Below are 26056 nucleotides of genomic sequence, written 5' to 3'. Positions count from 1 at the left end.
TGCCAAAAGCAGAGGAGAACATGCCATGCATTTTTGCCTCACCGGCCAATACACACCACGCGCTCTCAACGCCATCCTGGAAAACCCGGCAACCAATCGCCAGGAGGCCGCCAGGAAGCTCATTGAAGCGGCCGGTGGAAAGCTGATTTCAATGTACAGCGTTGCGGCCGACGGCCCTGGCGTCCTGGTGATCTTCGATGTGCCTGATCCCAGTGCGGCTCCGGCGATTTCCGGCCTGACCGTCACGGCGGGCACCCTGCAGGACGTGAAACTGGTCAGGTTGTTCACGCAGGACGAGATCAAGCAGGTCCGTCAGAACGCGGCGAAGCTGCGTTCTTCGTATACCCCGCCTGGAAGCTGATATCCGGATCTGACGCGCAGCCGCCGCAGCCGAAACGACGCGGCGGCTGTGCTCATGTCGAAGCCAGAACCATGTCTGCAACGAGGGGCCTGCTCACCACGCCCCGACGGCCATCAATGCGACGATGGTCGCGCACGACATGCAGGCCACGATGACAGTGTAGCATTCGGGTGTATTCATTGCTGACTCCCAAACTATTCGCCAGTTGCCTGGTCACTGCCATACGGGAGAGATCGCCGGTCTTGCGGCAGCTTCAGTTCGGCATGCCCTGACCGGTCTTGCGGCGTGCGTCCGTTCGCTCATCGTCGTCCTGCTTCGCAGGATGATGATCGGCTTCGCGAGCTTCCGAGCGTTCAGCTGCGATCAGAAGCTGCTTGCGCATCTCGGCGAGACGGGCGCGGCAATATTCACGATAGAGCAGGTCTAGTATGGTGGGCATGATCACCCCCATCGTTTGACTTTCAATTTACAGAAATTCCACCGCGAATTTTCGAGATGATCATAGCCCGTCAGATGGCTCTTCGGTATGAGCCCGTTCACAGACTGTGCCAATTCCGAAGCTCGATGGCTGTTTGGTTTGATCTGATCGTCTGCGCGCAAAATGGAACAGGGCTGGTTACCTAACATGCACTTTAGCAGCGATCTGTTTGGCCAAGATTTCATCAAACAACTTTAGGGCGCCGAACGGCAACGAAGAATCCAACCACAGCGTGAAATGACTCGCCGCGGAGTGCACGCAACTGTTCGATGCAACTCGGAGCGGCACGGAGATCACGGCTGCGAGACCGCCAGATCAGGCACGCGAAACATCGTCGGGACGCGAAGCACTAATGCCTGTGCTTCGTCATAAGCTGCACCGGGCGCGTTGCTGCGTCTTCTCGGTCTTGCAGGTCATTCAGGCGGCATTCATCGCAAGACTTCTATCGGTTCGGACGATCGGGAGAATGCGATGAAATTGCCGTCCGCGACTGTCGCTGCCAGCCTTGTGTGTCTGATCATTGCGCCTGTGTTTGCTGCGCAAACGACGCCGTCCGCTGCTCCAGCAGCGACGGTGCCGGTTCCCGCAACCAAGCGGGTCACGTGTCTGGCTACGACGCAAAACCTGAAGGGGCAGGACAGGCGCGACCAGCTGCAGCTCTGCATGGCGCAGGCGCGGGTCGATTGTCTGAAGCAGGCGATCGATCAGAAAATCGTCGGAGAGGCCCGGAAGGATTTCGTCAAGACCTGCGCAGGCTCGTCGGATGGCACGGCGCAGCAATAGCCGCGCGCCGCGGGCCTCACGGCTGCGGCTTGAGCGCGCCGGGGAAATGCCGCTGCAGCACCGCGACGGGTGTGGCGTAGGCCTCCTGCAGATCCACGCTCCAGTACTTCAACTCGTCGAGCGGGATCCGCGTGTCGGTGATCGCGCAGCGCACGAAGGTCCCCGGCGAGATCACGCGGAAATCGCCGTCGAGATACTGCACCTGCGCTTCGCCATGGCCCGAGGGGCCGAACTTGTTCAGCACGGTCGAAAGTCTCCGTGGAAGGCCCCTCCCAGGAAAGACCCTGGAGGGCACGATGTGTTGGCTTGGATGTAGCATAGATAGGGTGGCTTGTCCGCCCGTCAAACCCACCGGTTTGTGATGTTTTACCGCTGTTTCTGCGTGATAAGGCTTCGGGCGAAGGATCGCTGGTTCCGGCATCTTCTCCGGCAGAGTCCGATGCGTCTTCGGCTGACCGCCCTGTTTCTGGCGCTACTGGTATCGACCGCGCATGCCGCACCGGCGCCGCAGGCGGTCGACATTCCGCTCGCGTCCGGGGTCCTCCATGCGCAGCTCTACAAGCCGGAGGGAGCAGGCCCGTTTCCGACCGTGATCGCGCTGCATGGCTGCGGCGGCCTCGGTGGCCATTCCGATCCCGTGTTGCCGCGCTATCGGGATTGGGCCGAGCGCCTGCTCAAGGCAGGCAATGCGGTGCTGTTGCCTGACAGCTACGGCTCGCGCGAACTCGGGCCGCAATGCCGCGTCAGGGAGATGCATCTCAAGGCGCGGCGCGAGCGCGTCGTCGATATCGCCGCCTCACGCGCCTGGCTGATGAAGCAGGCCTGGGTGGCGCACGACCGCGTCAGCCTGATCGGCTGGGCCAACGGTGCGAGCGCGCTGCTCTGGGCCGTGCGCCCGCAGAGCGCAGCGCGCGATCCCAGTCCGGATTTCCGCGCCGCGATCGCGTTCTATCCGGATTGCCGGATCTCGGCGGGTTTGGGCTGGAGCACGCGGGTACCGACGCTGGTGCTGATCGGCGCGGATGATGACGTATCGTCGCCACCGGCCTGCCGCCAGATGGTGGACGGCGCGCGCGGCCGCAGCGCGCTCGCCCGCATCGTAGTCTATCCCGGCGCCGATCACGATTTCGACCGCGCCAACATGCCGCTGCACGCAGCTGCCGGCAGCAGCGACGCCGGCGCGCCCGAGCGCGGCCATTTCGGCATGGACGCCGAGGCGCGTGCGGAATCGCAGAAGGACGTCGCGCGCTGGCTGGCGCGGTGAGCTGAAGCTCCAGTAGCCCGGATGAGCGAAGCGACATCCGGGAAAACTGTTCCCGCATATCGCTGCGCTCATGCGGGCTACGGGGCCCACCAAAGCGGGGCCGTCCGGGGAACAACGTCAGGCGGACAGCCCCGCATCGACCACCGCCCTGCACGGAGTATGGCCGACCGGGAATCTACGGATCGCGCATTGCCGCGGTTTCAGCACATGGCCGTGCCATCATTCGACCACGATGTCGATTAAACGCATCTCACATGCGCAACCGCATCACGCTCTTCGCCTCCGCCCTGATCGTCTTCACCGTCGCGATCTTCCTGTTCGAAGCCCGCGCCGGCGCGCCAATGCTGGCGCCGGAACATTGCGGCTTCTGGACCACGATCGACGCGGGACTGTCCTGCCGATAGGCGAGCTGCATCCACACACCCGCTGTCATCGCCCGGCTTGACCGGGCGATCCAGTACGCCGAGGCGGCTGTGATTTACCGAAGAGCCGCGGCGTACTGGATTCCCCGCTTTCGCGGGGAATGACAGCGAGGGTGGAGCACTCGCCGTCCTCCCGCCTCAGAACAAGCTGCCCTGATCCACCGGCTTGGCCAAGCGCTTCGGCGCCGGCTTTGCGTCCTGCGCGACCGGCTTCGGCTGTGACGGCGCGCGCTTTGCGGCGGGGGCCGCGCGATCCGCATCCGCCGTCGCGCCGACGCGGCCATCCGCGAATTCGATCTCGACGCGAGCGCCGGGACCGATCGCGTCCGCCGCATGCAGGGGGTGGCCGGCCTCATCGCGCACCAGCGCAAAGCCGCGCGCGAGCACGCTGCGGTAGGACAGCGCGGAAAGCAGCTTGCAGCTGTTCTCGACCCTTGTGTCGAGCCGGTGCAGCAGCGTCGCAAGCGCGCGCCCCGCGCGTTCGGCCAGACGATGGGTGCGCTCGCGCTGGCGGGCAATCGCGTTGCGCTGCGCCTGCGCATTCGAAAGCCTCGAGGCGCGCAGGCGCACTTCAAGTCCGGCGAAGCGGTCGCGCCGCTGCCGCAGCAGCGAGCGCGCGGAGAGGCCAAGCCGCTCGCCGCACACGGTGAGGCGATGATCGGCCTGCGAGATCTGGCCGTGCAGCACCCGCAGCGTCAGCTTCGAGCTGGCCGCGGTGAACCGGCGGAAATGCGCATGCGTGTTGGCCTTGAGGCAGCGGGGCAGGGCGCTACCTGCCGAATCCAGCCGCTGCCGCGGAATCGCCAGCAGATCGCCGGCCGCCGGCAGCGCGCGCGCGGCGGCGCGCAGCTCGCTGCGGCGGCTCTCCTGGGCACGCTGCCAATAGGCGCGGGTGCGGCGGCCGAGATCGGCGACCTCGACGAACAATTCGCTGCGCACCGGCACCGCCATCTCGGCCGCCGCCGTCGGCGTCGGCGCGCGCTTGTCGGCGACGAAATCAATCAGCGTGATGTCGGTCTCGTGCCCCACCGCGGAGATCAGCGGGATCATGCTCTCGCTTGCGGCACGCACGACGATCTCCTCGTTGAAGGACCAGAGATCCTCCAGCGAGCCGCCGCCGCGCGCGACGATTAGCACGTCAGGCCGCGGGATCTTGCCGCCTTCCGGCAGCGCGTTGAAGCCGCGGATCGCGGCTGCGACCTGCTCGGCCGAGCCGTCGCCCTGCACCTTGACCGGCCACACCAGCACGCGGCGGGGAAAGCGGTCCTCCAGCCGATGCAGGATGTCGCGGATCACCGCGCCGGTCGGCGAGGTCACGACGCCGATCACCTCCGGCAGCCAGGGCAGCAGCTGCTTGCGCGCCTCGTCGAACAGCCCTTCGGCGGCGAGCTTCTTCTTGCGCTCCTCCATCAACGCCATCAGCGCGCCGATGCCGGCCGGCTCCAGCGCCTCGATCACGATCTGATACTTGGATGAGCCCGGATAGGTCGTGAGCTTGCCGGTGGCGATGACCTCGAGCCCCTCCTGGGGCTTGAAGCGCATCCGCCCATGCACGCCCTTCCAGATCACCGCCTCGATCTTGGCGCTCTCGTCCTTGAGCGCGAAATAGCAATGGCCGGAGGAGTGGGCGCCGCGAAAGCCCGAGATCTCGCCGCGGACCCGGACATGGCCAAAGGCATCCTCCACCGTCCGCTTCAGGGACTGCGAGAGCTCGGAAACGGTGAATTCGGGGGCGTTGAGCAGTGGTTCCGCGGGCGGCATCGGCAAACGATTCGGCATGTTGGGGTCGAGCCCGACGTTAAGGATTTTCGCAAGCCAGCGCCAATCGATTCGGCGAGCCGTGGAACCGCTCGCGCGGAGGGCTGCTTGACTCGCGCTTGATTTCATATATGAAAGTTAAAAATCATATATGAATACAGAGAGGAAGCGGACCCGATGACCGTGGTCACCGACCCCAACGATCCCCGTCGGCGCATGTTTGCGCAGTACCGGCTCAAGCCGGATAGCGGGGTCAATCCGCCCTATTCACCGGCCTATCCCGTGGAGTGGGGCTGCACCTTGCGGACCGTCGAGATCATGACCCGTGTCGCGCCGGGCAAGGTCGCTTCCCTGCTGGCCGACACGCCGTTCGAAATCGCCAGCGATCGCGTCGCCTTCCGCTTCATGCGTTCGCCCGGCCACTCCCTGGCCGTGCACGCGGGCGAGATGTTCGATCTGATGATCTCTGTGCCTGTCCGGTACAAGGGGCTGTTCACCGAGACGCATATCTTCATGTATTGCAGCGATCCCATGGGGATCTGCGCCGGACGCGAGGTGTTCGGCTACACTAAGAAGGATGCCCATTACGCCTTCGACGAGCATCCGGACGGCTCGATCACCGGGTGGGTCCGGCGTCGCGGAATTCCGCTTGCCGATTTCGCCTTTACGCCGGATGCCTCCGCACCCGTCGTCCGCGTCGTCGATGGCGACGAACTGCCGGCCGGCGAAATCCATGTGCGTCGTTTGCCGCATCCTGAGCGCCTCGGCATCGCCTATGCGGACATCGCTTACCGCCGCACGCCGTTGAAATACTCCAAGCCGGTGCCGGGCCGTGCCGCGATGACGCTGCACGCCAGCGAGTACGATCCGATTGCCGAGCTCGAGCCGGAAATCCTCGGCGCGCATTTCATGGTGTCGGATGTCTATGGCGGCGGATTCGAGGTCGAGGACCGGCGGCTCATCGAGCGGCTCATTCCCTGACGACAAGATCAGCCTGCGCGCGATGTACGTGCGGGCGGCGAGTACCGGGAAGAAACACGCGCGAGGCAAAGGAGGGATTCGACATGGAAGGACGATTTCGGGTGAGCCGCCGCCGGCTGCTGGCCGGCGCCGGCGGATTGGCGCTGGGCATGACGGGGCTCGGTGCGCGGGCACAGGAGACAAAGCCGCTCCGCATCGGCGTGCTGACGGACATGTCCAGCCTCTATGCCGATGTCACCGGCCCGGGCTCGCTGCTGGCGGCAAAAATGGCGGTCGAGGATTTCCAGGCTTCGGCTCCCAGGATGACCCGGCCGATCGAGATCATCAGCGGCGACCACATGAACAAGGCCGATGTAGGCGCCAACATCGCGCGCGAATGGATCGATCGCCAGGGGGTCGATGTCATCGTCGACGCGCCGAATTCGGCCGTCGCCCTCGCGGTCCGCAACATCGTGCAGCAGAACAACAAGACGCTGCTGGTTTCCGGCGCCTCGTCGTCGGACCTGACCGGCAAGTCCTGCTCGCCCAATCTCGTGCACTGGACCTACGATACCTACGCGCTCTCGTCGGGTGTCGCGCGCGCCGTCGTCGAGAGCGGCGGCAAGAGCTGGTTCCTGCTCACTGCCGACTATGCCTTCGGCCATGCCATGGAAGGCGACATCAAGAACGTCGTGCAGAAGTCCGGCGGCAAGGTTCTCGGCGGTGTGCGCACGCCGATCAACACGCAGGACTTCTCTTCTTTCCTGTTGCAGGCCCAGTCGTCGAAGGCGGAGATCATCGCGCTGATCAATGCCGGCGGCGACACCATCAACTCCATCAAGCAGGCGGTCGAGTTCGGCATTCCGCAAGGTGGTCAGCGCGTGGTCGCGACGGTGCTGTATCTCAGCGACGTGCATTCGCTCGGCCTCAAGATCGCGCAGGGCCTGCAGTTCACCGAATCCTTCTACTGGGACCTGAATGACGACACGCGCGCCTGGACGAAGCGCTTCGCGCCGCGCAACAACGGCCGCTATCCGACCGCATTGCATGCGGGCGCCTATGCCACGACGCTGCATTACCTCAAGGCCGTCGATGCGCTCGGCGCCTCCAGCGACGGCAAGGCGGTCGTCGAACAGATGAAGAAGCTGCCGACCGATGATCCCCTGTTCGGCAAGGGCAGCGTGCGCGCCGACGGTCGCAAGCTGCACAACATGTATCTGTTCGAAGTGAAGACCCCCGGAGATTCCAAATATCCCTGGGACTATTACAAGCTGGTCAAGACCATTGCGCCGTCCGAGGCGTGGCGGCCTCTGGCGGATGGCGGCTGCGAGTTCCTGAAGTCGTGACCGAGAGTGACCGGCCGCCGGTCGCACTCGTCACCGGCGGCGGGGGCGATATCGGGCGCGCCATTGCGCTGAGACTGGCGCGGATGAGCGCTGCGGTCGCGATCGTCGATCGCGACGAAGCGGCTGCCAACGCCACTGCGCAACTGGTCGAGAAGGCCGGTGCGAGGGCACTCGCCATCCGCGCCGATGTCTCGAGCGCTCAGGATACGATCGCCTTCGTCGAGGCGGCCGAAACGCGCCTGGGGCCGATCGGCATCTTCGCCAACAATGCGGGCATCGAGGGCGTCGTCGCTCCTCTTCACGAATACCCCGACGAAACGTTCGATCAATTGCTGCAGGTGAACGTCAAGGGCGTGTTTCTCGGCCTCAAGCACGTTCTCGCAAGGATGATGCGGCGTGGGACCGGCGCAGTCATCAACACCGCATCGACCTCGGCGATCCGGGGGCGTGCAGGCCTCGCCGGCTATGTCGCCTCCAAGCACGCCGTGCTCGGGCTGACACGCACGGCGGCGCTCGATGTCGCCGGGACCAGGATCAGGGTCAACGCCGTTCTGCCCGGCCCGGTCGAGTCGCGCATGATCCGGGAACTGGAAGGCCAGGCGCGTGACAGCGCCATTGCGTTGCGCCGAAACGTTGCAACCGCGCATGGGCGGCCGCAGGATGTCGCGAACGTCGTTGCTTTTCTCGCCTCCGACGAGGCTGCGCACGTGAACGGTGCCGCCTGGGTCGTGGACGGCGGGATGACGCTGGCGTAAGGCGTGTACGCATCAAAGCATGTCCGCCTCCGGAGCAACGAAGCGGAAATCTCGTGATCGGCCAAGCATTACCGCTTGTGACCCAGGGCGGACCTGAGGGCGGACAGACGAGTTGTGCCCAGGAGGTGCACTGGCGTTCAAATGGAGCATGAGGAATGTTTGGTAAGTCTGGCGGCGTTTGGTTGAACGAGCCGAGAAAGTGGTCCGAAAAGGATAACTACCTCGGGCTGGAAACAGACCAGGCCACCGATTTCTGGCGGGAAACGCACTACGGCTTTGTCCGCGATAGCGGACACTTCCTCGCTTTTCAGGCGGGAGATGCGTTCACGGCCGAACTTCGCGTCCGAAGTAATTTCAAGGCGCTCTACGATCAAGCGGGCCTGATGGTGCGTATAGATGAACGGCGCTGGCTCAAGGCTGGCATAGAGTTTTCGGACGGGCGTGCCATGCTGTCCAGCGTGCTGACTGCGGGGCAATCGGACTGGGCAACAGCCCCCTATGAGCACGACCCTAGTGACTTTCGACTGCGCGTCACGATTGCGCATGGCGTCCTTCGTTTGCAGGCATCCAGCGATGGCAAGATATGGCCTCTGATGCGGCTTGCGCCATTCGCCCAGAACTCCTCCTATCTTGTTGGACCTATGGCCTGCACGCCGGAGCGGTCCGGACTGGAAGTCGCTTTTTCCGATTTCCGGCTGGGGCCGCCGCTCGGCAGGGAGCTTCATGATCTTGGGTGAGGAGCACCGGCCCGCGTCAACGCGTGCTTGGCGCATCGATGCCGGCCCCTGCTGTTCGGCTGGTAAGTGCCGTGGCTCGACCAAGCGCGTCAACGAATCGGGAACAATGTCCAGGTGATCTGATTGGAACGTTGATACGTCCAATCCGGGATCGACCAGGCGTCTTATCGGGAAGGAGCCACCAATGGATGACGAACGAAAATCATCGAAGGCGGGGGAACAGGCCGCCGAAGGCTTGCGTGAAGCAGCTTCCAGGGACGAAGCGAAAAACGAGAGCAAGATGGGGCACGATCTAGCCAAGGGGGCTGATCGCTTCGAAGAGCGCTCCAAAAGCTCCGATGGGAAAAGCGCAGAAGAGAAACAAAAAGGGTGAAAGCAGCAGACCCGGTTCTACGGGCTCGGTGCAACCTCTCCCGCTTGCGGGAGAGGTCGCGCAAGGCGCGGGTGAGGGCTTTCTCCTCTGGGGGAGTGTCCCATTGTGGAAATACCCTCTCCCCAACCCTCTCCCGCAAGCGGGCGAGGGAGCGCACTTACGTTGTAGCAATCAGACCTGATCTCATCACGCTTTAGGAAATGCCGCCGATCTTCTCGGAGACGATCCTGGCCGCGTTGCGCAGCTCGGCGGCGATGGTGCTCGCCTCCGTGGCGGGGATTTGATCCTGCCTCACCAGCGGGACGGTCATCGCGGCCACCGCGCGGCCGGAGGCTTCGATGATCGGGCAGCTATAGGCCAGGATGCGCGTATAGCCGTCGTCATTGGAGAAGTTTCCCCCCTCCGCCGAAATGCGGTCGAGCGCCGCCAGCGCCTTCTTCGCGCTGATCCGGTCGTTGGTCGCGATGACCTGCGCCAGCTCTTCGCGCCGGCCCTCGAGCTGGAAGGCCGCCAGCACCTTCGCCGATGCGTATTGCTGGGTGAGCGGAAACACCGCGCCGACCTTCACCGACCAGCCCATCAGCCATTCCGGCTCGATCCGGGCAATCACCATGAACTGCTCGCCGTGCAGCACCGTAAGGTGACAGGACAATTGCACGCGGGAGGCGAGCTGCTCCATGACGGGCAGCGCCGCCTTCAGCAGCCGCTCGGTCGGCGGGAATTGCGAGGCAATCCGGAACAGCTTCAGCGTCAATGTGTATTCGCCGGTTGCAGGGTCGCGTGCGACATACCCTCGGCGCTCCAGCGCCACCAGCATCCGGAAGATCTCGCTGACGGAGCGCCCGACGCGTTCGGCAAGTTGCTTCTGGCTCAGGCCGCGTGAGGCGCCTGCCAGCGCCTCCAGAAGGTCCAGCCCTTTTTCGAGGGCGGGCGCGCCCGGCTGCGGCTTCTCAGTCATCCCTAGGCCTTGTTGGATCAGCGCTTGCGAGCACACGGGGGAAAATGCAATTCCCGTGTAGCCGATTGCTCGCACGGCGAAAAGTCGATCGCCAGCAAGCGCCTGGCCGCGCTGAACGTCCTGCTGGCGCGGGAGCGAATTGGCGCCATGGGCGTTACGTCTTTTGAAGTTCTGGTAGCCTGACTAAAGGTTCTCTTTGGCCAGTGCATCCATCTCTTGAATTACTCCATGCTGCTCAAACTCGGCCGGGTAAACAAATTTGACGATATGCAGAGCTGTGAGACCAGCCTGCGCGGTACTTTTGAGCGCGTGCATCAGCACCCTTGAATCACTGCTTAGCGCCTCGACCGAGAAAAATTCCGCTTCAGTCCCACCCATGGTGATCGTACTCATGGTCGCATGCGGGTTTGGGTGGCCGCCGAAATCAATCGCGCGCTCGTAGTTCTCACTGAAGATCTCGGCCAGTAGAGCATCATGTCTCGTGATGGCTGCTCTAACCTCGCTGATCTTGAAAGCCGTCTTCTGGGCCTTCATACCGTCAGGCGTCATATTTCTTCCCATCCAGACCGACTCAAGCTCTGGCTTTTCGGAAATCGCCAGCGTGTAGCCGGCATACTCCAGGCAAGACCTTGTCATCTGAAAAGCCTCTGTTACCTGGCCAGACAGTGACATGCCAACAGCGGACTTGAAGGCGTGCTGAGACCTCAGGAAAAGCAGCGCACAGATGAACGACTTGGATTTGGAGAAGTGGGATGCCGGCGCGGTGAAGCACTTATTGATGCGGCGAAGGATCTGATACTCGGCCGGGAAGTTAGCCAGTATTTACGTTCGAGCGACTCTACTCAGCTCATTCTGCCCCAAAAAGATAAACGTCCCCCGCCGCATTCGCCTTTTCTTTCCAGAGGGCTCCATTGCGGTGAAGTCCGGCACTAAACGGCAGAGCACTATGCTGCTGCCTAAACGGGCGTATCCCAAATCTCCGACAAGTCCTTTTGGAGCCGCTCTGCCGGCTCTCTTCGTTTCAAAGCGTTGAGGTAGGCGCGGTTCATGAGCCGAGGTCCTTCGTCGTGATCCGTCGCGTGAAGCATGTGGTACATCACCCTGCCACCGACCTCGCGGTTGAAAATTTGCCACCCGTGGACGTGTTTGTAACCCAGCTCCGATTTCATCCGGTCACAGAACAGCTGCATACGCGCGTGGCCGGATATACCTTTCAGTTTTTGATAATCCGCGCCACCCCACCATCTCTCCAGGATCGACTTGTCCTTGATGCCGGATATCGCACGATCGAGCCATCCCGAGGCCAGAAAGTAAAAAAGTTCGATCTTGTAGTCCGACCGATGACGGGACAGAGTTACGAGCGTCTGCCACTCGCACTCGAACGTTCGCTGGTCGAGCAGGCAGAACGTTGCGGTCTTGTCCGCGATGCCGCTCGATGCGAGCAGTCCAGCAACGTTCCTGTTGAAGTCGCCGGGGACGATTTCGACGGTCCGCCCTTTGATCTTCGCCTGTGCGGTCTTCAGCGCTTCCAGTTGCGCTATGCCTTTCTTGTTGATCTCGCAAAGCCAGAAATTTCGTAAGAAGGCGGGCTTTGATTCGAGCACCAACTTGGCAGCCCAAGCGTCGACCTTGCCGTCGTACTGGGGTCCGGCGAAGCCGTCGATATAGGCGCCATGCTTTGTGACCATCACGAAGTAATAGAGATAACGCTCGATCAGCTTGGCTTTGTTTTCTGTCCAAATCGGCCGCTGCGCCGGCTTAAACAGCATCGGCTTGTCGGACGGCGGCGGCAGATCGGCAAAAAGGTTAAGTTGCCCCTTCATGCAACCAATGCTGGCGCATCAGCTGGCTTTTCTCAAGTCCGTTGGCGACAATCCACGGGGAATAGGGAATTCCCGGTACAACTGGCCGTCGAGCAACCCGCCACCCTTACCATTCGGGTCGGCTACAGCCACAGCCTTGGCGCTCATGCCCTGCTCAGATACCAGCGGATTATTCTTGACGGTACCCCATTGCTTGAAGAACGGCGCAACGCCAAGCTCCTCGCAATCCCTGACGATGTCGCGCATCCATGCTGCGTCCATCGGTCGGGCGCCGTGGCCACTCTCGCCGCCGGCGATCACCCAGTCCGGTTGGAGGTCCCGTGCCCGGTCGAGCCGAAGCGCGCCGATCGCTGGTTCGTAGGAAATGAACCTGACAACAGCCGGAACGCGGCTGAGTACCGGCCAGCGTTGATCAAAGCGGACTTGATCCTCGGCCGTTGAACCGAGCCAGACGTTCTGCATCCCGCCGTCAGGCCAAGCCTTCGGCAGCATCTTTGCTATGTTTTGGGGACGCTTGGTCAGCAACAGCCAGTCCAGCGCCGGAGTCGAAGCGATCAGATCGAACAGATCGGCACGCCATGTCGGATCGACCTGATTGTCGAAAACGTCGGCGAGCGACGCACAGAACACGCGCTGGCGACGGCTATGCTGGGCTTGGTACGAGGCGGCAGCAGCCTGCCACTTCAGCGGCGCACGCCAATAGGCCTCAGACGTGCGACGGCGGGGGTGCTTTCCCCATTTGACAAGCCCAGATCGCTTCGACCACGCCTCCGCGTAGCAATGGTCGCAGCCGGGACTCACGTTCGTACACCCAACCCACGGGTTGAACGTGTGATCCGTCCATTCGATCTTGGAATTCTGCGCCATCTCGGTTCCATTGAATCACAGAACTCTAACAATTCATGAAACGTCGGCAAAGGCGTGGCGGTCGCGGCACGGCCGCTGGCTTGATGTAGCCTGGCAATTTTGATGCCCATATCGAGACCCTGGTGTCTCGGTGGAGAAAGCGTTTGTGGGCAAGAAGCCGCAGACCACGGTCACCGCCACTGCCACCGGCCGCGGTGCGTTTGCACGGCGTGTGGCGACGCGGCAGGAGATCATCGCGGGGAAGCAAGTGTAGTCCTCTGTCATTCCGGGGCGCCCCTCGTGCGGCCCCCCGGGGTGGCTTTCGCACACCCGCCCCGTTTTCGCGCCCCGCTCAGGAGTACATAGCTGCCAACAGGGGACTCCGCACACCGAGCTAGGATTGTGTTGTCCGGTCGTGAACTGGACGGATTATCTCAATCTGCTCGTCCGTAATGGTATTGAAAGTCGAGGTTGTGACGGACGAGTTGGCCGTAGCCGCGGCGGCGGACACTGACATCTCCAGCGAGCTAAAAAAAGGATAGTTGATCGCGGGTCCAACGGCGAGCGCGGATGCGAGAGTGATGACGAAGACGGTTTTGGTGGTTTCGTTCATTTGAAGATTCCTATTATTGTTGAAGATAATAGTATTTATACGCGGCAATCGGCGCGAACCGCCCCGGAGCGATAATATTTTGCGCACTTGGTGCTCCGGCTTCTGGGTCAGCGCTACGTGTGCCCGGAATGCTGTGGGAACTGCAAGGCCATCCCTCTTGAGCCCCACCCCGATTCATGCGACCTCCGCCCCCAGCAAAACCCCTCATCCTGAGCCCTCGATGCACATTCTCCTGCTCGGTTCCGGCGGCCGTGAACATGCCCTGGCGTGGAAGATCGCAGCCTCTCCCCTGGTGACCAAATTCTGGTGCGCACCCGGCAATGCCGGCATCGCGAAGGAAGCGGAGTGCGTGGCGCTCGATGTCGCCGACCATGCCGCCGTGATTGACTTCTGCCGGCAGAACAAGGTCGAGCTCGTCGTGGTCGGGCCGGAGACGCCGCTGGCGGCCGGCATCGTCGACGATCTCACGGCTGCCGGCATCAAGGCGTTCGGCCCGAGCAAGGCGGCGGCCCAGCTCGAAAGCTCCAAGGGTTTCACCAAGGCGCTGTGCACCGAGTTCGGCATTCCGACCGGCGCCTATGAGCGATTCACCAACGCCGATGCCGCGCGCGCCTATGTGCAGAGCCAGGGCGCGCCGATCGTCGTGAAGGCCGACGGGCTCGCCGCCGGCAAGGGCGTCGTGGTCGCCAAGACCGTGCGCGAGGCCGAGGATGCCATCGCCATGATGTTCGAGGGCGCCTTCGGCGAGGCCGGCGCTGAAGTCGTGATCGAGGAGTTTCTGCCCGGCCGCGAGATCAGCTTCTTCGCGCTGTGCGACGGCGACACCGCGATTCCGCTGGCCTCCGCCCAGGACCACAAGCGCGTGTTCGATCATGATGTCGGCCCGAACACCGGCGGCATGGGCGCCTATTCGCCGACGCCGCTGGTCACGCCCGCGATCCATGACGCGATCATGGCGAAGATCATCCTGCCGACGGTATCAGGCATGAAGCAGCGCGGCACGCCGTTCCGCGGCGTGCTCTATGCCGGGATCATGCTGACGACGCAGGGGCCAAAACTGTTCGAGTTCAACGTCCGCTTCGGCGATCCCGAGTGCCAGGTGCTGATGCTGCGCATGATGAGCGACATCGTGCCGGCCTTCCTTGCGGCCTGCGATGGGCAGCTGAAGAATTTCGACCTGCGCTGGCATCCGGACTCCGCGCTCACCGTGGTGATGGCCGCGAAAGGCTATCCCGGCGACTACCAGAAGGGCACGCGCATCGAGGGGCTCGACGAAGCCGCCAAGGTCGAGACCGTCGAGATCTTCCACGCCGGCACGATCGCCAAGGACGGCGCGATCCTCGCCAATGGCGGCCGCGTGCTCAATGTCTGCGCGCTCGGCAAGACCGTGACCGAGGCGCAGAAGCGCGCTTATCAGGCCGTCGACCGGATCGACTGGCCCGAGGGCTTCTGCCGCCGCGACATCGGCTGGCAGGCGGTGGAAGCGGAGAAGGCCGGGAATTAGGAATTAGCAAGAGCTGCTCGTCATTCCGGACGGCGCGCAAAAACGCGCCGATCCGGAATCTCGAGGTTTTTGTGTCACCGCGCCGCCACATCGATATTCCAGAATGTGTAATCAGCTGTTGCGGTTAGCGACCCCGTCGATAATACCGCTACTGTGCATGGGGTTGTTTTCGACATTTTTGGTGTGTCGGGGCGGCTCCGGGACTGAGACCAGATAGGGATACAAAAGATGTCCGATCTCGCCGACCTCTATCCGGGCTTTGCCGCCGAATGGATCGACACCTCCTTCGGCCGCATCTTCGCCCGCGTCGGCGGCAAGGGCCCGCCGCTGCTGCTCCTGCACGGCTTCTCCGAGACGCATGTGATGTGGCACCAGGTGGCACCTGAGCTTGCCGAAGCCTTCACGCTGATCATCGCCGATCTGCCGGGCTACGGCTGGTCCGACATGCCCGAAAGCGATGCGCTGCACATGCCCTACAGCAAGCGCGCGATGGCGAAAGTCATGGTCGAGGCGATGGAGCGCCTCGGCCATGTGCATTTCGCGCTCGCCGGCCACGACCGCGGCGGTCGCGTCTCCTACCGCCTCGCGCTCGATCATCCCGGCCGGCTGTCGCGTCTCGCCGTGCTCGACATCCTGCCGACCTACAATTACTGGGAGCGGATCAACCGCGCCTATGCCCTGAAGATCTATCACTGGACCTTCCTGGCGCAGCCCTATCCGCTGCCGGAGACGCTGATCTCGAGCAATGGCGAGTTCTTCCTGCGCTTCAAGATGGCGAGCCAGACCAAGTCGAAGACGCTCGACGCCATCGACCCGCGCGCGCTCGAACACTACCTCGCCCCGTTCCGCGATCCCGCCCGCATCCACGCGATGTGCGAGGACTACCGCGCCGGCGCCTATTTCGACTACGACCTCGACAAGGCGGATTTCGAGGCCGGCAAGAAGATCACGATCCCGGTGCTGGCGCTGTGGGGCAATGCCGGCATCGCCCAGGCCGCCGCGACGCCGCTGGACACGTGGAAGCAATGGGCGACTAATCTGGAGGGCATGCCGGTCGATTCCGGGCACTTCCTGACCGAGGAGAATCCTGACGCGACCGCGAAGGCGCTGCGCGAGTTCTTCTCCGCGGATTAACGCCGCTCGCGAAAGAACTCCTTGAGCAGCCGCGCCGCCTCGCTCTCGCCGACGCCGGAGTACACGTCCGGTGCGTGGTGGCAGGTCGGCGAGGCAAAGAAGCGTACGCCGGATTCCACCGCGCCGCCCTTGGGATCGGCGGCGCCGTAATAGAGCCGCCTGATCCTTGCAAAGGAGATCGCGCCCGCACACATGGTGCAGGGCTCCAGCGTCACGTAGAGGTCGCAATCCACGAGGCGCTCGCTGCCGATCTTCGCGGCGGCCTCGCGCAGCGCGATGATCTCGGCATGGGCGGTCGGATCATGGTCGGTCAGCGTCCGGTTGGCGGCGGTGGCGATGACCTCGTAATTGCGGACCACGACGCATCCGATCGGAACTTCGCCCGATTTTCCGGCATTTTGGGCCGTCAGAAGCGCCAAATCCATGAAAGAAGGGGCTTTCATGCCTCGTATCATCGCCAGAAACCTGCTACTAGCTCCGCCTTCAGCAAGAGTGAATACCGGATTTGCCTGAGCATGCGGCTCGAAGCGAGCACGCACAATGCTTTCTGGCCACCCCCTAAGTGAGAATATTCATGCCTCGCGACAGCGACAAAGACAACGATTCCCGCGGCCGGCGAGGCCCGCCGAAGGGCCGGTCCGGCAAGCCGCGTGGTCCCGAGAAGAAGTTCGCCAAGCGCGGCCCTGAGGGCAGGGGCGACGCCCGCCCGCCCCGTGGCGACCGCGACAGCCGTCCGCCTCGTGCCGACCGCGGGGATCGTCCGTTCCGCCGCCGCGAGGAGGGCGATGCCCCGCGCCGCGATTTCAGCGACCGTCCGAAATTCAAGCGTGACGACCGTGGTGGTGAGGGGCGCGGCGAGCGCAGCTTCAAGACGCGCGGCGACCGTCCGTTCTCCGACCGCACCTCGCGCGATGGCGAGAAGCGGCCGTTCAAGCCGCGCGGTGATCGTCCGTCCTATGGCGGCGACCGCCCGCCGCCCAGCCGGAATCGCGACGACTCCCGTCCGGCCGGCCGGTTCGGCGACAAGAAGTTTGGCGACAAGCGGCCCTATACGCCGCGTGGCGACCGTCCGGACCGCAAGTTCGACGGCGAGCGGAAGTTCTCGCGGGGCGCGCCCGATCGCAGCGATCGTCCGCGTGATTTTGGCGACCGCCCGCGCGGTGGCGAGCGCAGCGAGTCCAAACCCTGGCAGAAGCGCGACGCAGCACCGCGCGGCGACCGGCCGCCGCGCAAGGACTTTAGCAAGGGCCCGCGCAAGGATTTTGGCGACCGTGACCGCAGCGGGGACAAGCCCTGGCAGAAGCGCGAAGGCGGCGAGGACCGTCCCAGGTTCTCGCGTTCGCGCGACGATCGTCCGTCGGGCGAACGTCCGTTCCGCGAGCGGCCCAAATTCGATCGCCCGCGCGATGATCGTCCGAAATTCGATCGGCCCCGTCGCGACGCCGATGGCGAGCGCGGCGGCGACCGTCCGAAATTCAACCGTCCTCGCGAGCGCTCGGAGGGCCGTTCCGACTGGCACGAGCATCCGCGCAACGAAGGCCGCTTTGGCGATCGTCCGCGCCGTGAGAACGAGGACGACGGCAGGATCTTCGAGAAGCGCCCGGCCTTCGGCGGCCGCGGCGCCTATCGCGAGCGGGATCGTGATTTCGATCGCCGGCCGCGACGGGAAGAAGAGCCGAAGCCGAAGAAGGCCGGCGAGCGCATCGCCAAGGTGCTGTCGCGTGCGGGCCTCGCCTCGCGCCGCGATGCCGAGGAGATGGTCACGCAGGGCCGCGTCACCGTCAACGGCCGCGTGATCAATTCGCCGGCGCTCGACGTCACCTCGAACGATGTCGTCACGGTCGACGGCAAGCCGTTGCCGGAGCGTGAGCGCACCCGGCTGTTCCTCTACCACAAGCCGCGCGGGCTGATGACGACGCATGACGACCCCGAGGGGCGTCCGACCGTGTTCGACAATCTGCCCGAAGGCCTGCCGCGCCTGATCAGTGTCGGCCGGCTCGACTTCAACACCGAGGGCCTGTTGCTGCTCACCAATGACGGCGGGCTGGCGCGCACGCTCGAGCTGCCCGACACCGGCTGGCTGCGCCGCTATCGCGTTCGCGCCCATGGCGACGTCACGCAGGCGCAGCTCGACGAGCTCAAGAACGGCATCGAGATCGAAGGCGTCAAGTACGGTCCGATCGAGGCGACGCTCGAGCGCGACCAGGGCGCCAATGTCTGGCTGGTGTTCGCGATCCGCGAGGGCAAGAACCGCGAGGTGCGCAATGTCTGCGCCCATCTCGGGCTCGAGGTGAACAGGCTGATCCGCGTCTCCTACGGCCCGTTCCAGCTCGGCGAGATCCCTGAAGGTCAAGTCGAGGAGGTCCGCTCGCGCGTGCTGCGCGAGCAGCTCGGCGACAAGGTGATCGAGAAATCGGGGGCGCAGTTCGACGTGCCGCAGAAATCGTCTGCGGCCGATGACGATGCGTCCCGCGAGAACAAGCCTGCCAGCAAGCGCGCCGTGATCAGCGACCGCAAGGGCCGCCGCGTGCTGGTGCAGCGCACCGGCAGCGAGGAGGCGCGCGAGCGCAACGAGATGGAGGCGGCCGGCCATGGCCCGCCACGCCGTCCCAAGCGCGGCTATCACGGCAAGCGCGACCTGACGCCGCGGGAGGACTGACTTGCGCGTCGTCGGCGGTCGTTTGAAGGGGCGAAATCTGGCCTCACCGTCCTCGCGCGACATACGCCCCACGGCGGATCGCCTGCGCGAGTCCGTGTTCAACATCCTCGTGCACGCCTATGGCGATCCGATCGAGGACGCGCGCGTGCTCGATCTCTTCGCCGGCACCGGGGCGCTCGGCATCGAGGCGGCCTCGCGCGGCGCCAAGTTCACGCTGTTCGTCGACAACGGTGCCGAGGCGCGTGCGCTGCTCCGTAATAATGTCGAGGCGCTCGGCCTCGGCGGCGTCACCAAGGTCTATCGCCGCGATGCCACCGATCTCGGCCCTGCGCATCCCGTCGAGCCATTCTCGCTGGTGTTCCTCGATCCGCCCTATGGCAAGGGATTTGCGGAGAAGGCGCTCGCGAGCCTGCGCGACGGCGGCTGGCTGACGCCGGGCGCGCTGCTGGTGGTGGAGGAGGCGAAGGCCGCGCAGTTCGTGACGCCGGAAGGATACGAGGAGCTGGAGCGGCGTGCGTATGACGATACGGAGTTTGTGTTCTTGAGGAAGCCGTAGAGATCGTAGGAGATTCTACCGCATCTGGGCTACCTCCGCCCGAACAGCTTCTCCACATCGGACAGCTTCAACTCGACATAAGTCGGCCGGCCGTGATTGCACTGGCCGGAGTTCGGCGTCTCCTCCATCTCGCGGAGCAGGGCGTTCATCTCCTCCGGCCGCAACCTTCGGCCGGCCCGCACCGAGCCGTGGCAGGCCATGGTGGCGGCGACGTGCATCAGACGGCGCTCCAACGGCAGCGCCTCGTCCCACTCGGCCATGTGTTCGGAGAGATCGCGCAAGAGGCCGCCGGCATTGGTCTTGCCGAGCAGCGACGGCGTCTCGCGCACCGCGACCGCGCCGGGGCCGAAGGATTCAATGGCGAGGCCGAACGAGGCGAGCTCGTCGCTGCGCTCGAGCAGGCGCTCGACGGTCGCCTCGTCCATCTCGACGATCTCGGGGATCAGGAGGATCTGCCGCTGCACGCCGTTGGCAGCCAGCGAGGCCTTCAGCCGCTCGTAGACGATGCGCTCATGCGCGGCATGCTGATCGACGATGATCAGGCCGTCGCGGGTCTGCGAGACGATGTAGGTCTCGTGGATCTGCGTGCGCGCTGCGCCCAGCGGGCGATCGACGAGGTCGCCGGTTGGCTGCGATTCGAACCGCACGTCCGCGCTGGGCGCGCCGACGTCGAAGGCGGCCTGCGCGCGCTCGGCGAAGGCGGGCGCCGCAGCGCCTTCGAAGGACGGCATCGGCGCGATCGGGACGGATGGTGAGGCGCGCCAGTCCCAGCTTGCCGGGCGGGGCGGCGCGAAGGCGGGCCGGAACGAGGCTAGTGCGCTCTCGCCGCTGTTTGCGGCCGTGCGCCGGCCCTCCCGCGCCAGCGCCTCCTTCAGCCCGTGCACGATCAGTGCGCGCACGAGGCCGGCGTTGCGGAAGCGCACCTCAGTCTTGGCCGGATGCACGTTGGCATCGACCTCGCGCGGATCGAGCGCGACGAACAGCGCCAGCACCGGATGGCGATCGCGCGGCAGATAGTCGGAATAGGCCCCGCGCACGGCGCCGAGAATGAGCTTGTCACGCACCGGGCGGCCATTGACGAAGAGATATTGCCCGAGCGCGTTGGCCTTGGTCAGCGCGGGCGCTGCGGCATAGCCGGCGACCACGACGCCCTCCCGCTCGGCATGAACCTCGATGGCGTGGCTGCGGAATTCGGCTCCCAGAATATCGCCGAGCCGCGTCAGCCGTCCGGCGGCGCCGGGCAGGGCGGCGGCCCAGGTCACCGGCGCGCGCTCCTCGCCCGCGAGGGTGAAGGCAATGTCCGGCCGCGCCATGGCGAGGCGCCGCACCACCTCGCGGATGGCCTCCGCCTCGGTGCGGTCGGTCTTCAAGAACTTCAGTCGCGCCGGCGTCGCATAGAAGAGGTCGCCAACCTCGACGCGGGTGCCGTGGGCCAGCGCCGCCGGCATGATCTCGGACTTCTCGCCGCCCTCGACCGTGAGAGCCCAGGCATGCGGTTCGCCGGCATGTCGCGTGGTGATGGACAGCCGCGCCACCGAACCGATCGAGGGCAGGGCCTCGCCGCGGAACCCGAGGGTGCGGATCTGGAGCAGGTCCTCGTCGTCGAGCTTGGAGGTGGCGTGGCGCTCGACCGCGAGCGAGAGGTCCTTTGCGGTCATGCCGCTGCCGTCGTCGGTAATGCCGATCCGCCGCCGCCCGCCGCCGTCGGTGAAGACGTCGATCCGGCTCGCGCCGGCATCAATGGCGTTCTCGACCAACTCCTTGACCACGCTCGCCGGACGTTCGACCACCTCGCCGGCGGCGATGCGGTTGACGACCTGTTCTGGCAATTGACGGACGGGCATGAATTCGATCGGGGCTCGGTCTTGGATTCGCTGAGAGTGCTATTCTATGCCGTGTTGCGTCAAAAGCATGTGTTGGGCAACAGTCGCGTGACGGTTGGGGAAGAAGGCCCCCTATCACATTGAAGACATTGGGCGTTCGGAACAATGCGCGGCGTCGATGCGCCGGCTTTCGGCCGTGGTTGTGATTGTGAGGCGCCGGGCAGCGGTGTAGCATCGTGAAAAAACGGCAACAGGACGGGAGGACGCCATGTGCCATCTCTTCGCGCATCAGCCCCAACGCGACTACGAATCCCAGACACGGTCTTTGCGGATCGGTGGGCACTGCACGTCGATCCGCCTGGAAATGGCGTTCTGGGACACGCTGGAGGAGATCGCGGCCAAGGAGAGCATGAGCCTCGGCAAGTTCCTGACCACGCTCTACAACGAGGTGCTCGACCATCATGGCGAGGTCAACAATTTCGCCTCGCTGCTGCGCTGCTCCTGTCTGATCTATCGATCTCGAAGTGTTGCGCCGGTCCGGGAGTTCAAGGCAATTGTTGCGCCCATTCTCGACGCGGCCGAATAGTCTCTACAGCGAGGGCCACACCCGCATTCTCGATGCCGCTCCGGCCGGGCGCGCAATCGCGCACCAGTCGGGGACGACACCTTAGCGTGTGAACACGCAATCTCTCCTCAATGCCGTCCTGGCAATGCCAGGTGAGATCAAATCTCCTTCTTTTGCATCGCACCGGCGATGTAGTCCGCCTGCCGGATCGCGAGCGCGACGATGGTCAGCGTCGGGTTGCAGGCCGCGCCGCTGGTGAACTGGCTGCCATCGGAGACGAACAGGTTCTTGATGTCGTGGCTCTGTCCGAACTTGTTGACGACGCCGTCCCGGGGCTTTTCGCTCATCCTGTTGGTGCCGAGATTGTGCGTGCTCGGATAGGGCGGCGTCGGATAGGTCACGGTAGCGCCGACAGCGTCGTAGACCGCGGCGCCCTGCTTGTAGGCATGCGCGCGCATCGCGACATCGTTGGGATGGTCGTCGAAATGCACGCTCGCGACCGGCTGACCGAACTTGTCCTTCACGACCGGATCGAGCGTGATGCGATTGGTCTCCTGCGGCATGTCCTCGCCGACCAGCCACATGCCGGCCATCCTGGGATAACCGTCGAGGGCAGACGTGAACGAGCGTCCCCAGGCGCCGGGGTTGAGGAACGCCGCCATGAACGGCAAGCCGATCGACAGCGTCTCCATCTCGTAGCCGCCGACGAAGCCGCGCTTGGGGTTGTTGGCGGCCTCGTCGCGGATGATGCCGGCCATGGTGGTGCCGCGATACATGTGCACCGACTTCTCGAACACCGCGTAGACGCTGCCGGTCATGTGACGCATGTAGTTGCGGCCGACCTGACCGCTGGAGTTGGCGAGGCCATCGGGGAACATGGGCGAGGCGCTGTTGAGCAGCAGCCGCGGGCTCTCGATGGAGTTGCCGGCCACCGCAACGATGCGTGCCTTCTGACGCTGCATCGCGCCTTGCTCGTCAGCGTAGACGACACCGGTGACCTTGCCGCTTGCGTCATGCTCGATCTTCACCACCATGCTGCCGGGGCGGACCTCGAGATTGCCGGTTGCCTCGCCCTTGGGGATCTCGGTGTAGAGCGTCGACCATTTGGCGCCGGATTTGCAGCCCTGGAAGCAGAACCCGATCTGCTGGCACGAGCCTCGTCCGTCGCGCGGCTGACTGTTGATCGCCATGTTGCCGGTGTGCACGGTCTTGTAGCCGAGCTTCCTGGCGCCGGCCTCCAGCACTTTGAAATTATTGTTGCCGGGAAGTCCGGGAATGCCGTTTGTCCGAGTCACGCCCATCTTGTTCTCGGCCTTGGCGTACCACGGCTCCATCTCGGCAAGCGTGACCGGCCAGTCCAGGAGGTTTGCGCCGGGAATGTTGCCGTAGGTGCTCTTCACCCTGAACTCGTGCTCGTCGAAGCGCAGCGAGGCGCCGGCCCAGTGCACGGTCGAGCCGCCGACCGCCTTGACGATCCAGGCGGGAAGACCGGAAAAATCCTTGGCGACGCGCCAGGTGCCCGACGTGGTGCGCGCATCGGTCCAGGCGAGCTGGGAGAAGCTCTCCCATTCGTCGTTGATGAAGTCGTGGTTCTCGATGCGGGGGCCTGCCTCGAGAATGACGACCTTAGCGCCTTTCTGCGCGAGTTCGTTGCCCAGCGTGCCGCCGCCGGCGCCGGAGCCGACGATCACCACAACGCCGGAGTCGTTCAGATCGAATTTTGCCATATGCGTTCTCCTGAACCGTTGGGTGACGATCTAAGCCTTCGGTAGCCAGTCGATGTCGGCAAAGCCGCGGTTGATGTAGCCGCCGAGCTCGGCGGAGGAGCCCTCATATCCGAACCGCGGCCACACCTCTTTCTGGTTGTAGAGCGAGACGACGAGATCGCCGCGCACCTTCTGGAAAAAGTCGCTTTGCTCGATCTCCTTCAGGAGCACCACGCGGTCGGCTTCCCAGGCCACTTCGACATAAGGCACCTTGTGGCGGTCGCGCGCGTTCTGATCGAGCCGCGCAATGCCGTCGCTGATCAGCGATTTGACGGCGGGATCCTTCGCCGCCTTGCCGTCCCAGGGCTTGACCGCGGTGATGTAATAGCTGTCGCCGAGCACGTCGTGCGGATAGATGTCACGCGCGACCTTCAGCAGCGTCTTCATCGTCGCGGGCGAGAGCGCGCTCGTCTCTTCGGCCCAGGCGTCATCGATGCTGACGCCGACGCTGGTCGCAACGGCCGCGACCGGCACGGCGGTCGCCGCGCCCTTGAGAAAGACGCGGCGGCTGTGCTTGCTTCGACGATCGATTTCTCTCATGGCATGTCCTCCGTGGATTTTTGATTTTGGTTTGGTCAGTTGAAACGGCCGCCCCGCTGGATCACCTCGATCTTGTAGCCATCGGGATCACTGACGAAGAAGAAGCGCGCCAATGTTCGGCCGTCGTGCTTGAAGTCGCGTAAGGGGCCCGGTGCGAGCTTTTCGCGTTCGAAGCGGGCATGCTCGGCATCGATGTCTTCAACCACCACGGCGAGATGGCCGTAGCCGTCGCCGAGTTGGTATGGCTCCTTGCGATCGAAATTCACCGTCAGCTCGACCTCGAAAGGCGAGGAGGGGTGACGCAGATAGATCAGGGCGAAATCCGCGAACTTCAAATGGTCGGTCACCTCCAGGCCGAAGGCACGCTTGTAGAAGTCGAGCGAGCGCGCCTCCTCCAGCACGCGGATCATGGAATGGACCGGCTTTGCCATTCAGTTCAGCTCCTTGAGGTAAGTGATGATGGCGGCGCGTGTCTCGGGCCTGGCCTGCCGATAGGCCATGATCACACCAGGGATGACGGCTTGCGGATTGGCCAGCCACGCGTCCAGCCGGGCCTCGTCCCAAGTGAAGTCAGCTTTGGCGAGACCGTCTGAATAATGAAAGCCTTCGACCTTGCCGGCAGCGCGGCCCACGATCCGGACCAGCGGCGGACCTTGTCGCATCGGATCCGACAGATTGGTGGTATGGCACACTGCGCATTGCTGCTTGAACAGCGTCGCGCCATCCGGCGGCTTTGCCGCCGGCAGCGGCATCTGCGCGTCGGCGCCTCGCGCCATCAGCACCATCGCGGTGCACAATCCCAGCACGATCGTGCGTATCGCCAAGAGCTCGCTCATCCACGTCAAATCCAGCGTGTGCAAACTCTAGTCGGCGTCAAAGACGTGGTGGTAGTAGCGGGCTGTTTCGCGGCAAGCGGAAACGTATGGGGCGCGTGATGTTCCGCGGCGCCTTATATGCGGAGCACAATTCCGCGAAACCGCCGTCAAATCCCTAAACGATCACCACACCATCCGGATTCCATGACGATCACGCCGCTCGAACTCTCAACGCGATGACATGGCCGGCGCAGATGAGCGGCGTGGGAGCCGCCGAGCCGTTCCTCGCGAAAGAATCCAGGAGAAATGGATGAAGTTGGCCAAGACCTCGATGATCGCATGCGCTCTATCGGCTCTCGTTGCTACGCCCGTGCTCGCGCAAGGCGCGCCGCCTGCCAAGACAGGCGGCAGCGTGCAGAGCAAACCGATGCAGGGCAGCACCATGGGCAGCGGCGACGAAGAAATGAGTCCGCAGGCGGGCGCGGCGGGTGAGAAGACCGGTATGAAGTCGACCAAAGGCAGCAGGGGCACGGTCGGTACCACCGGCAGCGCTGCACACAAGGGAACGGCCGACGATGCCGCGACGGGCGGCGCAGCCCCGTCCAAACGTTACTAAAGCATGATCCGGAAAAGTGCGCAGCGGTTTTCCGAAAAGATCATGCTTAAACAACAACCTAAAGCGCGATGACGATTCATCCTAATCGCATCGCGCTTTAGTCGCGCCGGGTGAATCGGCAAAGCTCCGGTCGCCTCGCGGCCGGAGCTCTTTGCCGCGCCAGTTAGTCGTCGAAGCTCCGGCCGCGTCCTGCCTTGACGTCACTGCGGCGCTTCTTGCCCTCGAGCCGGCGCTGCTTGGAGGCGAAGGTCGGCCGCGTCGCGCGCCGCGGCGTCGGCCTGATCATCGCCTCGCGCAGCATCTCCGTGAGACGGTCGATGGCATCCTGGCGGTTGCGCTCCTGGGTGCGGAAGCGCTGCGCCTGGATCACAATGACACCGTCCTTGGTCATGCGTTGGCCGGCAAGGCGCGCAAGCCGCAGGGCCGCGTCCTCCGGCAAGGTCAGCTTGCGCGTGTCGAAGCGCAGCTGTGCCGAGGTCGCGACCTTGTTGACGTTCTGCCCGCCCGGGCCGGAGGCGCGGACAAAGCCAATCTCGATGTCGTCCTCGTCGATGACGAGATTGCGGGATATCCGCAGCATGTAGGCACCACCCGTGATGTC

General features: G+C 64.1%; 30 protein-coding genes and 1 pseudogene. 16 read left to right on the top strand and 15 right to left on the bottom strand.

Features of this window, described 5'->3' with window-relative positions; genetic code table 11:
- Positions 1–25 precede the first annotated feature (25 nt).
- Positions 26–361, top strand: a complete 336-nt coding sequence (locus ABIA42_RS27530; protein ID WP_028181254.1) for a GYD domain-containing protein — start codon at positions 26–28, stop codon at positions 359–361.
- Positions 362–614: 253 nt separating this feature from the next.
- Here ABIA42_RS27530 and ABIA42_RS27525 read toward each other — a convergent pair whose 3' ends face one another.
- Positions 615–800, bottom strand: coding sequence for a hypothetical protein (locus ABIA42_RS27525; protein WP_271531950.1), 186 nt, complete (start codon positions 798–800; stop codon positions 615–617).
- A 426-nt stretch (positions 801–1226) separates the two neighbouring features.
- Between ABIA42_RS27525 and ABIA42_RS27520 the strand changes: the two genes are divergently transcribed.
- Entirely contained in the window at positions 1227–1622 is a 396-nt protein-coding gene (locus ABIA42_RS27520; protein WP_370157173.1) for a hypothetical protein, read from the top strand.
- Positions 1623–1638: 16 nt separating this feature from the next.
- Here ABIA42_RS27520 and ABIA42_RS27515 read toward each other — a convergent pair whose 3' ends face one another.
- Complete coding sequence (locus tag ABIA42_RS27515; RefSeq protein ID WP_028181257.1) at positions 1639–1866, bottom strand: DUF2093 domain-containing protein; 228 nt, start codon at positions 1864–1866, stop codon at positions 1639–1641.
- 195 nt (positions 1867–2061) lie between these two features.
- On the opposite strand from ABIA42_RS27515, the gene ABIA42_RS27510 reads away from it, so the two are divergent.
- Both ABIA42_RS27510 and ABIA42_RS27505 read left to right on the top strand, forming a co-directional pair.
- A complete protein-coding gene (locus tag ABIA42_RS27510) occupies positions 2062–2886 on the top strand; it encodes a dienelactone hydrolase family protein (protein WP_370119222.1) in 825 nt (274 codons plus the stop codon).
- 254 nt (positions 2887–3140) lie between these two features.
- Positions 3141–3290: a hypothetical protein gene (locus ABIA42_RS27505; RefSeq protein WP_370119225.1), complete on the top strand. Its 150-nt coding sequence runs from the start codon at positions 3141–3143 to the stop codon at positions 3288–3290.
- 156 nt (positions 3291–3446) lie between these two features.
- Here ABIA42_RS27505 and xseA read toward each other — a convergent pair whose 3' ends face one another.
- A complete protein-coding gene (gene xseA, locus ABIA42_RS27500; protein ID WP_370123893.1) occupies positions 3447–5069 on the bottom strand; it encodes an exodeoxyribonuclease VII large subunit in 1623 nt (540 codons plus the stop codon).
- A 174-nt stretch (positions 5070–5243) separates the two neighbouring features.
- Between xseA and ABIA42_RS27495 the strand changes: the two genes are divergently transcribed.
- The 5 genes from ABIA42_RS27495 to ABIA42_RS27475 all read left to right on the top strand — a co-directional run bounded on the left by ABIA42_RS27495 (position 5244) and on the right by ABIA42_RS27475 (position 9237).
- Entirely contained in the window at positions 5244–6047 is an 804-nt protein-coding gene (locus tag ABIA42_RS27495) for an acetoacetate decarboxylase family protein (protein ID WP_370119227.1), read from the top strand.
- A 149-nt stretch (positions 6048–6196) separates the two neighbouring features.
- Entirely contained in the window at positions 6197–7372 is a 1176-nt protein-coding gene (locus ABIA42_RS27490) for an ABC transporter substrate-binding protein (protein WP_370123896.1), read from the top strand.
- Positions 7369–8127 (top strand): SDR family NAD(P)-dependent oxidoreductase, encoded by a 759-nt coding sequence (locus ABIA42_RS27485; RefSeq protein ID WP_370119229.1) that lies wholly within the window; start codon positions 7369–7371, stop codon positions 8125–8127. Before ABIA42_RS27490 ends, ABIA42_RS27485 begins: the two co-directional genes overlap by 4 nt.
- A gap of 155 nt (positions 8128–8282) precedes the next feature.
- Complete coding sequence (locus ABIA42_RS27480; RefSeq protein WP_370143675.1) at positions 8283–8864, top strand: DUF1349 domain-containing protein; 582 nt, start codon at positions 8283–8285, stop codon at positions 8862–8864.
- Between the two features lie 184 nt (positions 8865–9048).
- Positions 9049–9237: a hypothetical protein gene (locus tag ABIA42_RS27475; RefSeq protein ID WP_370119234.1), complete on the top strand. Its 189-nt coding sequence runs from the start codon at positions 9049–9051 to the stop codon at positions 9235–9237.
- Positions 9238–9430: 193 nt separating this feature from the next.
- Here the strand turns inward: ABIA42_RS27475 and ABIA42_RS27470 are convergent, their stop codons facing one another.
- The 4 genes from ABIA42_RS27470 to ABIA42_RS27455 all read right to left on the bottom strand — a co-directional run bounded on the left by ABIA42_RS27470 (position 9431) and on the right by ABIA42_RS27455 (position 12885).
- Positions 9431–10195, bottom strand: a complete 765-nt coding sequence (locus tag ABIA42_RS27470) for an IclR family transcriptional regulator (protein WP_370119237.1) — start codon at positions 10193–10195, stop codon at positions 9431–9433.
- A gap of 183 nt (positions 10196–10378) precedes the next feature.
- Complete coding sequence (locus tag ABIA42_RS27465; RefSeq protein ID WP_370119240.1) at positions 10379–10867, bottom strand: hypothetical protein; 489 nt, start codon at positions 10865–10867, stop codon at positions 10379–10381.
- 284 nt (positions 10868–11151) lie between these two features.
- The gene (gene tcmP / locus ABIA42_RS27460) at positions 11152–12018 is read right to left on the bottom strand and encodes a three-Cys-motif partner protein TcmP (RefSeq protein ID WP_370119243.1); all 867 of its coding nucleotides are present in this window, start codon (positions 12016–12018) and stop codon (positions 11152–11154) included.
- Between the two features lie 18 nt (positions 12019–12036).
- Complete coding sequence (locus ABIA42_RS27455) at positions 12037–12885, bottom strand: DUF5131 family protein (RefSeq protein WP_370119246.1); 849 nt, start codon at positions 12883–12885, stop codon at positions 12037–12039.
- A gap of 92 nt (positions 12886–12977) precedes the next feature.
- Between ABIA42_RS27455 and ABIA42_RS27450 the strand changes: the two are divergent.
- Positions 12978–13138: pseudogene (locus ABIA42_RS27450) on the top strand (transcriptional regulator); the annotation flags it as partial.
- A gap of 120 nt (positions 13139–13258) precedes the next feature.
- Here ABIA42_RS27450 and ABIA42_RS27445 read toward each other — a convergent pair.
- Positions 13259–13477, bottom strand: coding sequence for a hypothetical protein (locus ABIA42_RS27445; protein ID WP_370119249.1), 219 nt, complete (start codon positions 13475–13477; stop codon positions 13259–13261).
- A 220-nt stretch (positions 13478–13697) separates the two neighbouring features.
- Between ABIA42_RS27445 and purD the strand changes: the two genes are divergently transcribed.
- Together purD and ABIA42_RS27435 are read left to right on the top strand one after the other, a co-directional pair.
- The gene (gene purD / locus ABIA42_RS27440; protein WP_370119252.1) at positions 13698–14981 is read left to right on the top strand and encodes a phosphoribosylamine--glycine ligase; all 1284 of its coding nucleotides are present in this window, start codon (positions 13698–13700) and stop codon (positions 14979–14981) included.
- Positions 14982–15209: 228 nt separating this feature from the next.
- Positions 15210–16115: an alpha/beta fold hydrolase gene (locus ABIA42_RS27435; RefSeq protein WP_370119255.1), complete on the top strand. Its 906-nt coding sequence runs from the start codon at positions 15210–15212 to the stop codon at positions 16113–16115.
- Here the strand turns inward: ABIA42_RS27435 and tadA are convergent.
- Positions 16112–16570 (bottom strand): tRNA adenosine(34) deaminase TadA, encoded by a 459-nt coding sequence (tadA, locus tag ABIA42_RS27430; RefSeq protein WP_370119258.1) that lies wholly within the window; start codon positions 16568–16570, stop codon positions 16112–16114. The two genes, ABIA42_RS27435 and tadA, sit on opposite strands and share 4 nt — an antisense overlap.
- 119 nt (positions 16571–16689) lie before the next feature.
- Between tadA and ABIA42_RS27425 the strand changes: the two genes are divergently transcribed.
- Both ABIA42_RS27425 and rsmD read left to right on the top strand, forming a co-directional pair.
- Positions 16690–18774 carry a pseudouridine synthase gene (locus ABIA42_RS27425; RefSeq protein WP_370119260.1) on the top strand — a complete coding sequence of 695 codons (2085 nt, stop codon included), beginning with the start codon at positions 16690–16692 and terminating at the stop codon, positions 18772–18774.
- A gap of 1 nt (position 18775) precedes the next feature.
- On the top strand, positions 18776–19330 hold the full coding sequence (gene rsmD / locus ABIA42_RS27420) for a 16S rRNA (guanine(966)-N(2))-methyltransferase RsmD (RefSeq protein ID WP_319338906.1): 555 nt from the start codon (positions 18776–18778) through the stop codon (positions 19328–19330).
- Between the two features lie 29 nt (positions 19331–19359).
- Here rsmD and mutL read toward each other — a convergent pair whose 3' ends face one another.
- Positions 19360–21174, bottom strand: coding sequence for a DNA mismatch repair endonuclease MutL (gene mutL / locus ABIA42_RS27415; RefSeq protein WP_370119263.1), 1815 nt, complete (start codon positions 21172–21174; stop codon positions 19360–19362).
- 247 nt (positions 21175–21421) lie between these two features.
- Here mutL and ABIA42_RS27410 point away from each other — a divergent pair, with 247 nt between their 5' ends.
- Positions 21422–21739, top strand: coding sequence for a ribbon-helix-helix domain-containing protein (locus ABIA42_RS27410; protein ID WP_194391492.1), 318 nt, complete (start codon positions 21422–21424; stop codon positions 21737–21739).
- Between the two features lie 137 nt (positions 21740–21876).
- On the opposite strand, the gene ABIA42_RS27405 is transcribed toward ABIA42_RS27410, so the two are convergent.
- From ABIA42_RS27405 to ABIA42_RS27390, 4 genes are read right to left on the bottom strand one after another with little or no spacing between them, the layout of a single operon-like run.
- On the bottom strand, positions 21877–23445 hold the full coding sequence (locus tag ABIA42_RS27405) for a GMC family oxidoreductase (RefSeq protein WP_370119267.1): 1569 nt from the start codon (positions 23443–23445) through the stop codon (positions 21877–21879).
- Positions 23446–23475: 30 nt separating this feature from the next.
- Positions 23476–24024 (bottom strand): gluconate 2-dehydrogenase subunit 3 family protein, encoded by a 549-nt coding sequence (locus ABIA42_RS27400; RefSeq protein WP_239621136.1) that lies wholly within the window; start codon positions 24022–24024, stop codon positions 23476–23478.
- 35 nt (positions 24025–24059) lie between these two features.
- Positions 24060–24455 (bottom strand): VOC family protein, encoded by a 396-nt coding sequence (locus ABIA42_RS27395; RefSeq protein ID WP_061877409.1) that lies wholly within the window; start codon positions 24453–24455, stop codon positions 24060–24062.
- Positions 24456–24842: a cytochrome c family protein gene (locus ABIA42_RS27390; protein WP_194394053.1), complete on the bottom strand. Its 387-nt coding sequence runs from the start codon at positions 24840–24842 to the stop codon at positions 24456–24458.
- Positions 24843–25149: 307 nt separating this feature from the next.
- Here ABIA42_RS27390 and ABIA42_RS27385 point away from each other — a divergent pair, with 307 nt between their 5' ends.
- Complete coding sequence (locus tag ABIA42_RS27385; protein WP_271531983.1) at positions 25150–25455, top strand: hypothetical protein; 306 nt, start codon at positions 25150–25152, stop codon at positions 25453–25455.
- Positions 25456–25618: 163 nt separating this feature from the next.
- Here the strand turns inward: ABIA42_RS27385 and arfB are convergent, their stop codons facing one another.
- Positions 25619–26035 (bottom strand): alternative ribosome rescue aminoacyl-tRNA hydrolase ArfB, encoded by a 417-nt coding sequence (arfB, locus tag ABIA42_RS27380; RefSeq protein WP_028176613.1) that lies wholly within the window; start codon positions 26033–26035, stop codon positions 25619–25621.
- Between the last annotated feature and the right edge of the window lie 21 nt (positions 26036–26056).

This window comes from Bradyrhizobium sp. USDA 327 (assembly GCF_041262065.1).
GTDB lineage: Bacteria > Pseudomonadota > Alphaproteobacteria > Rhizobiales > Xanthobacteraceae > Bradyrhizobium > Bradyrhizobium liaoningense.
The sequence above is the reverse complement of the archived record's forward strand: the minus strand, read 5'-3'. Positions and strand labels throughout refer to the sequence as shown.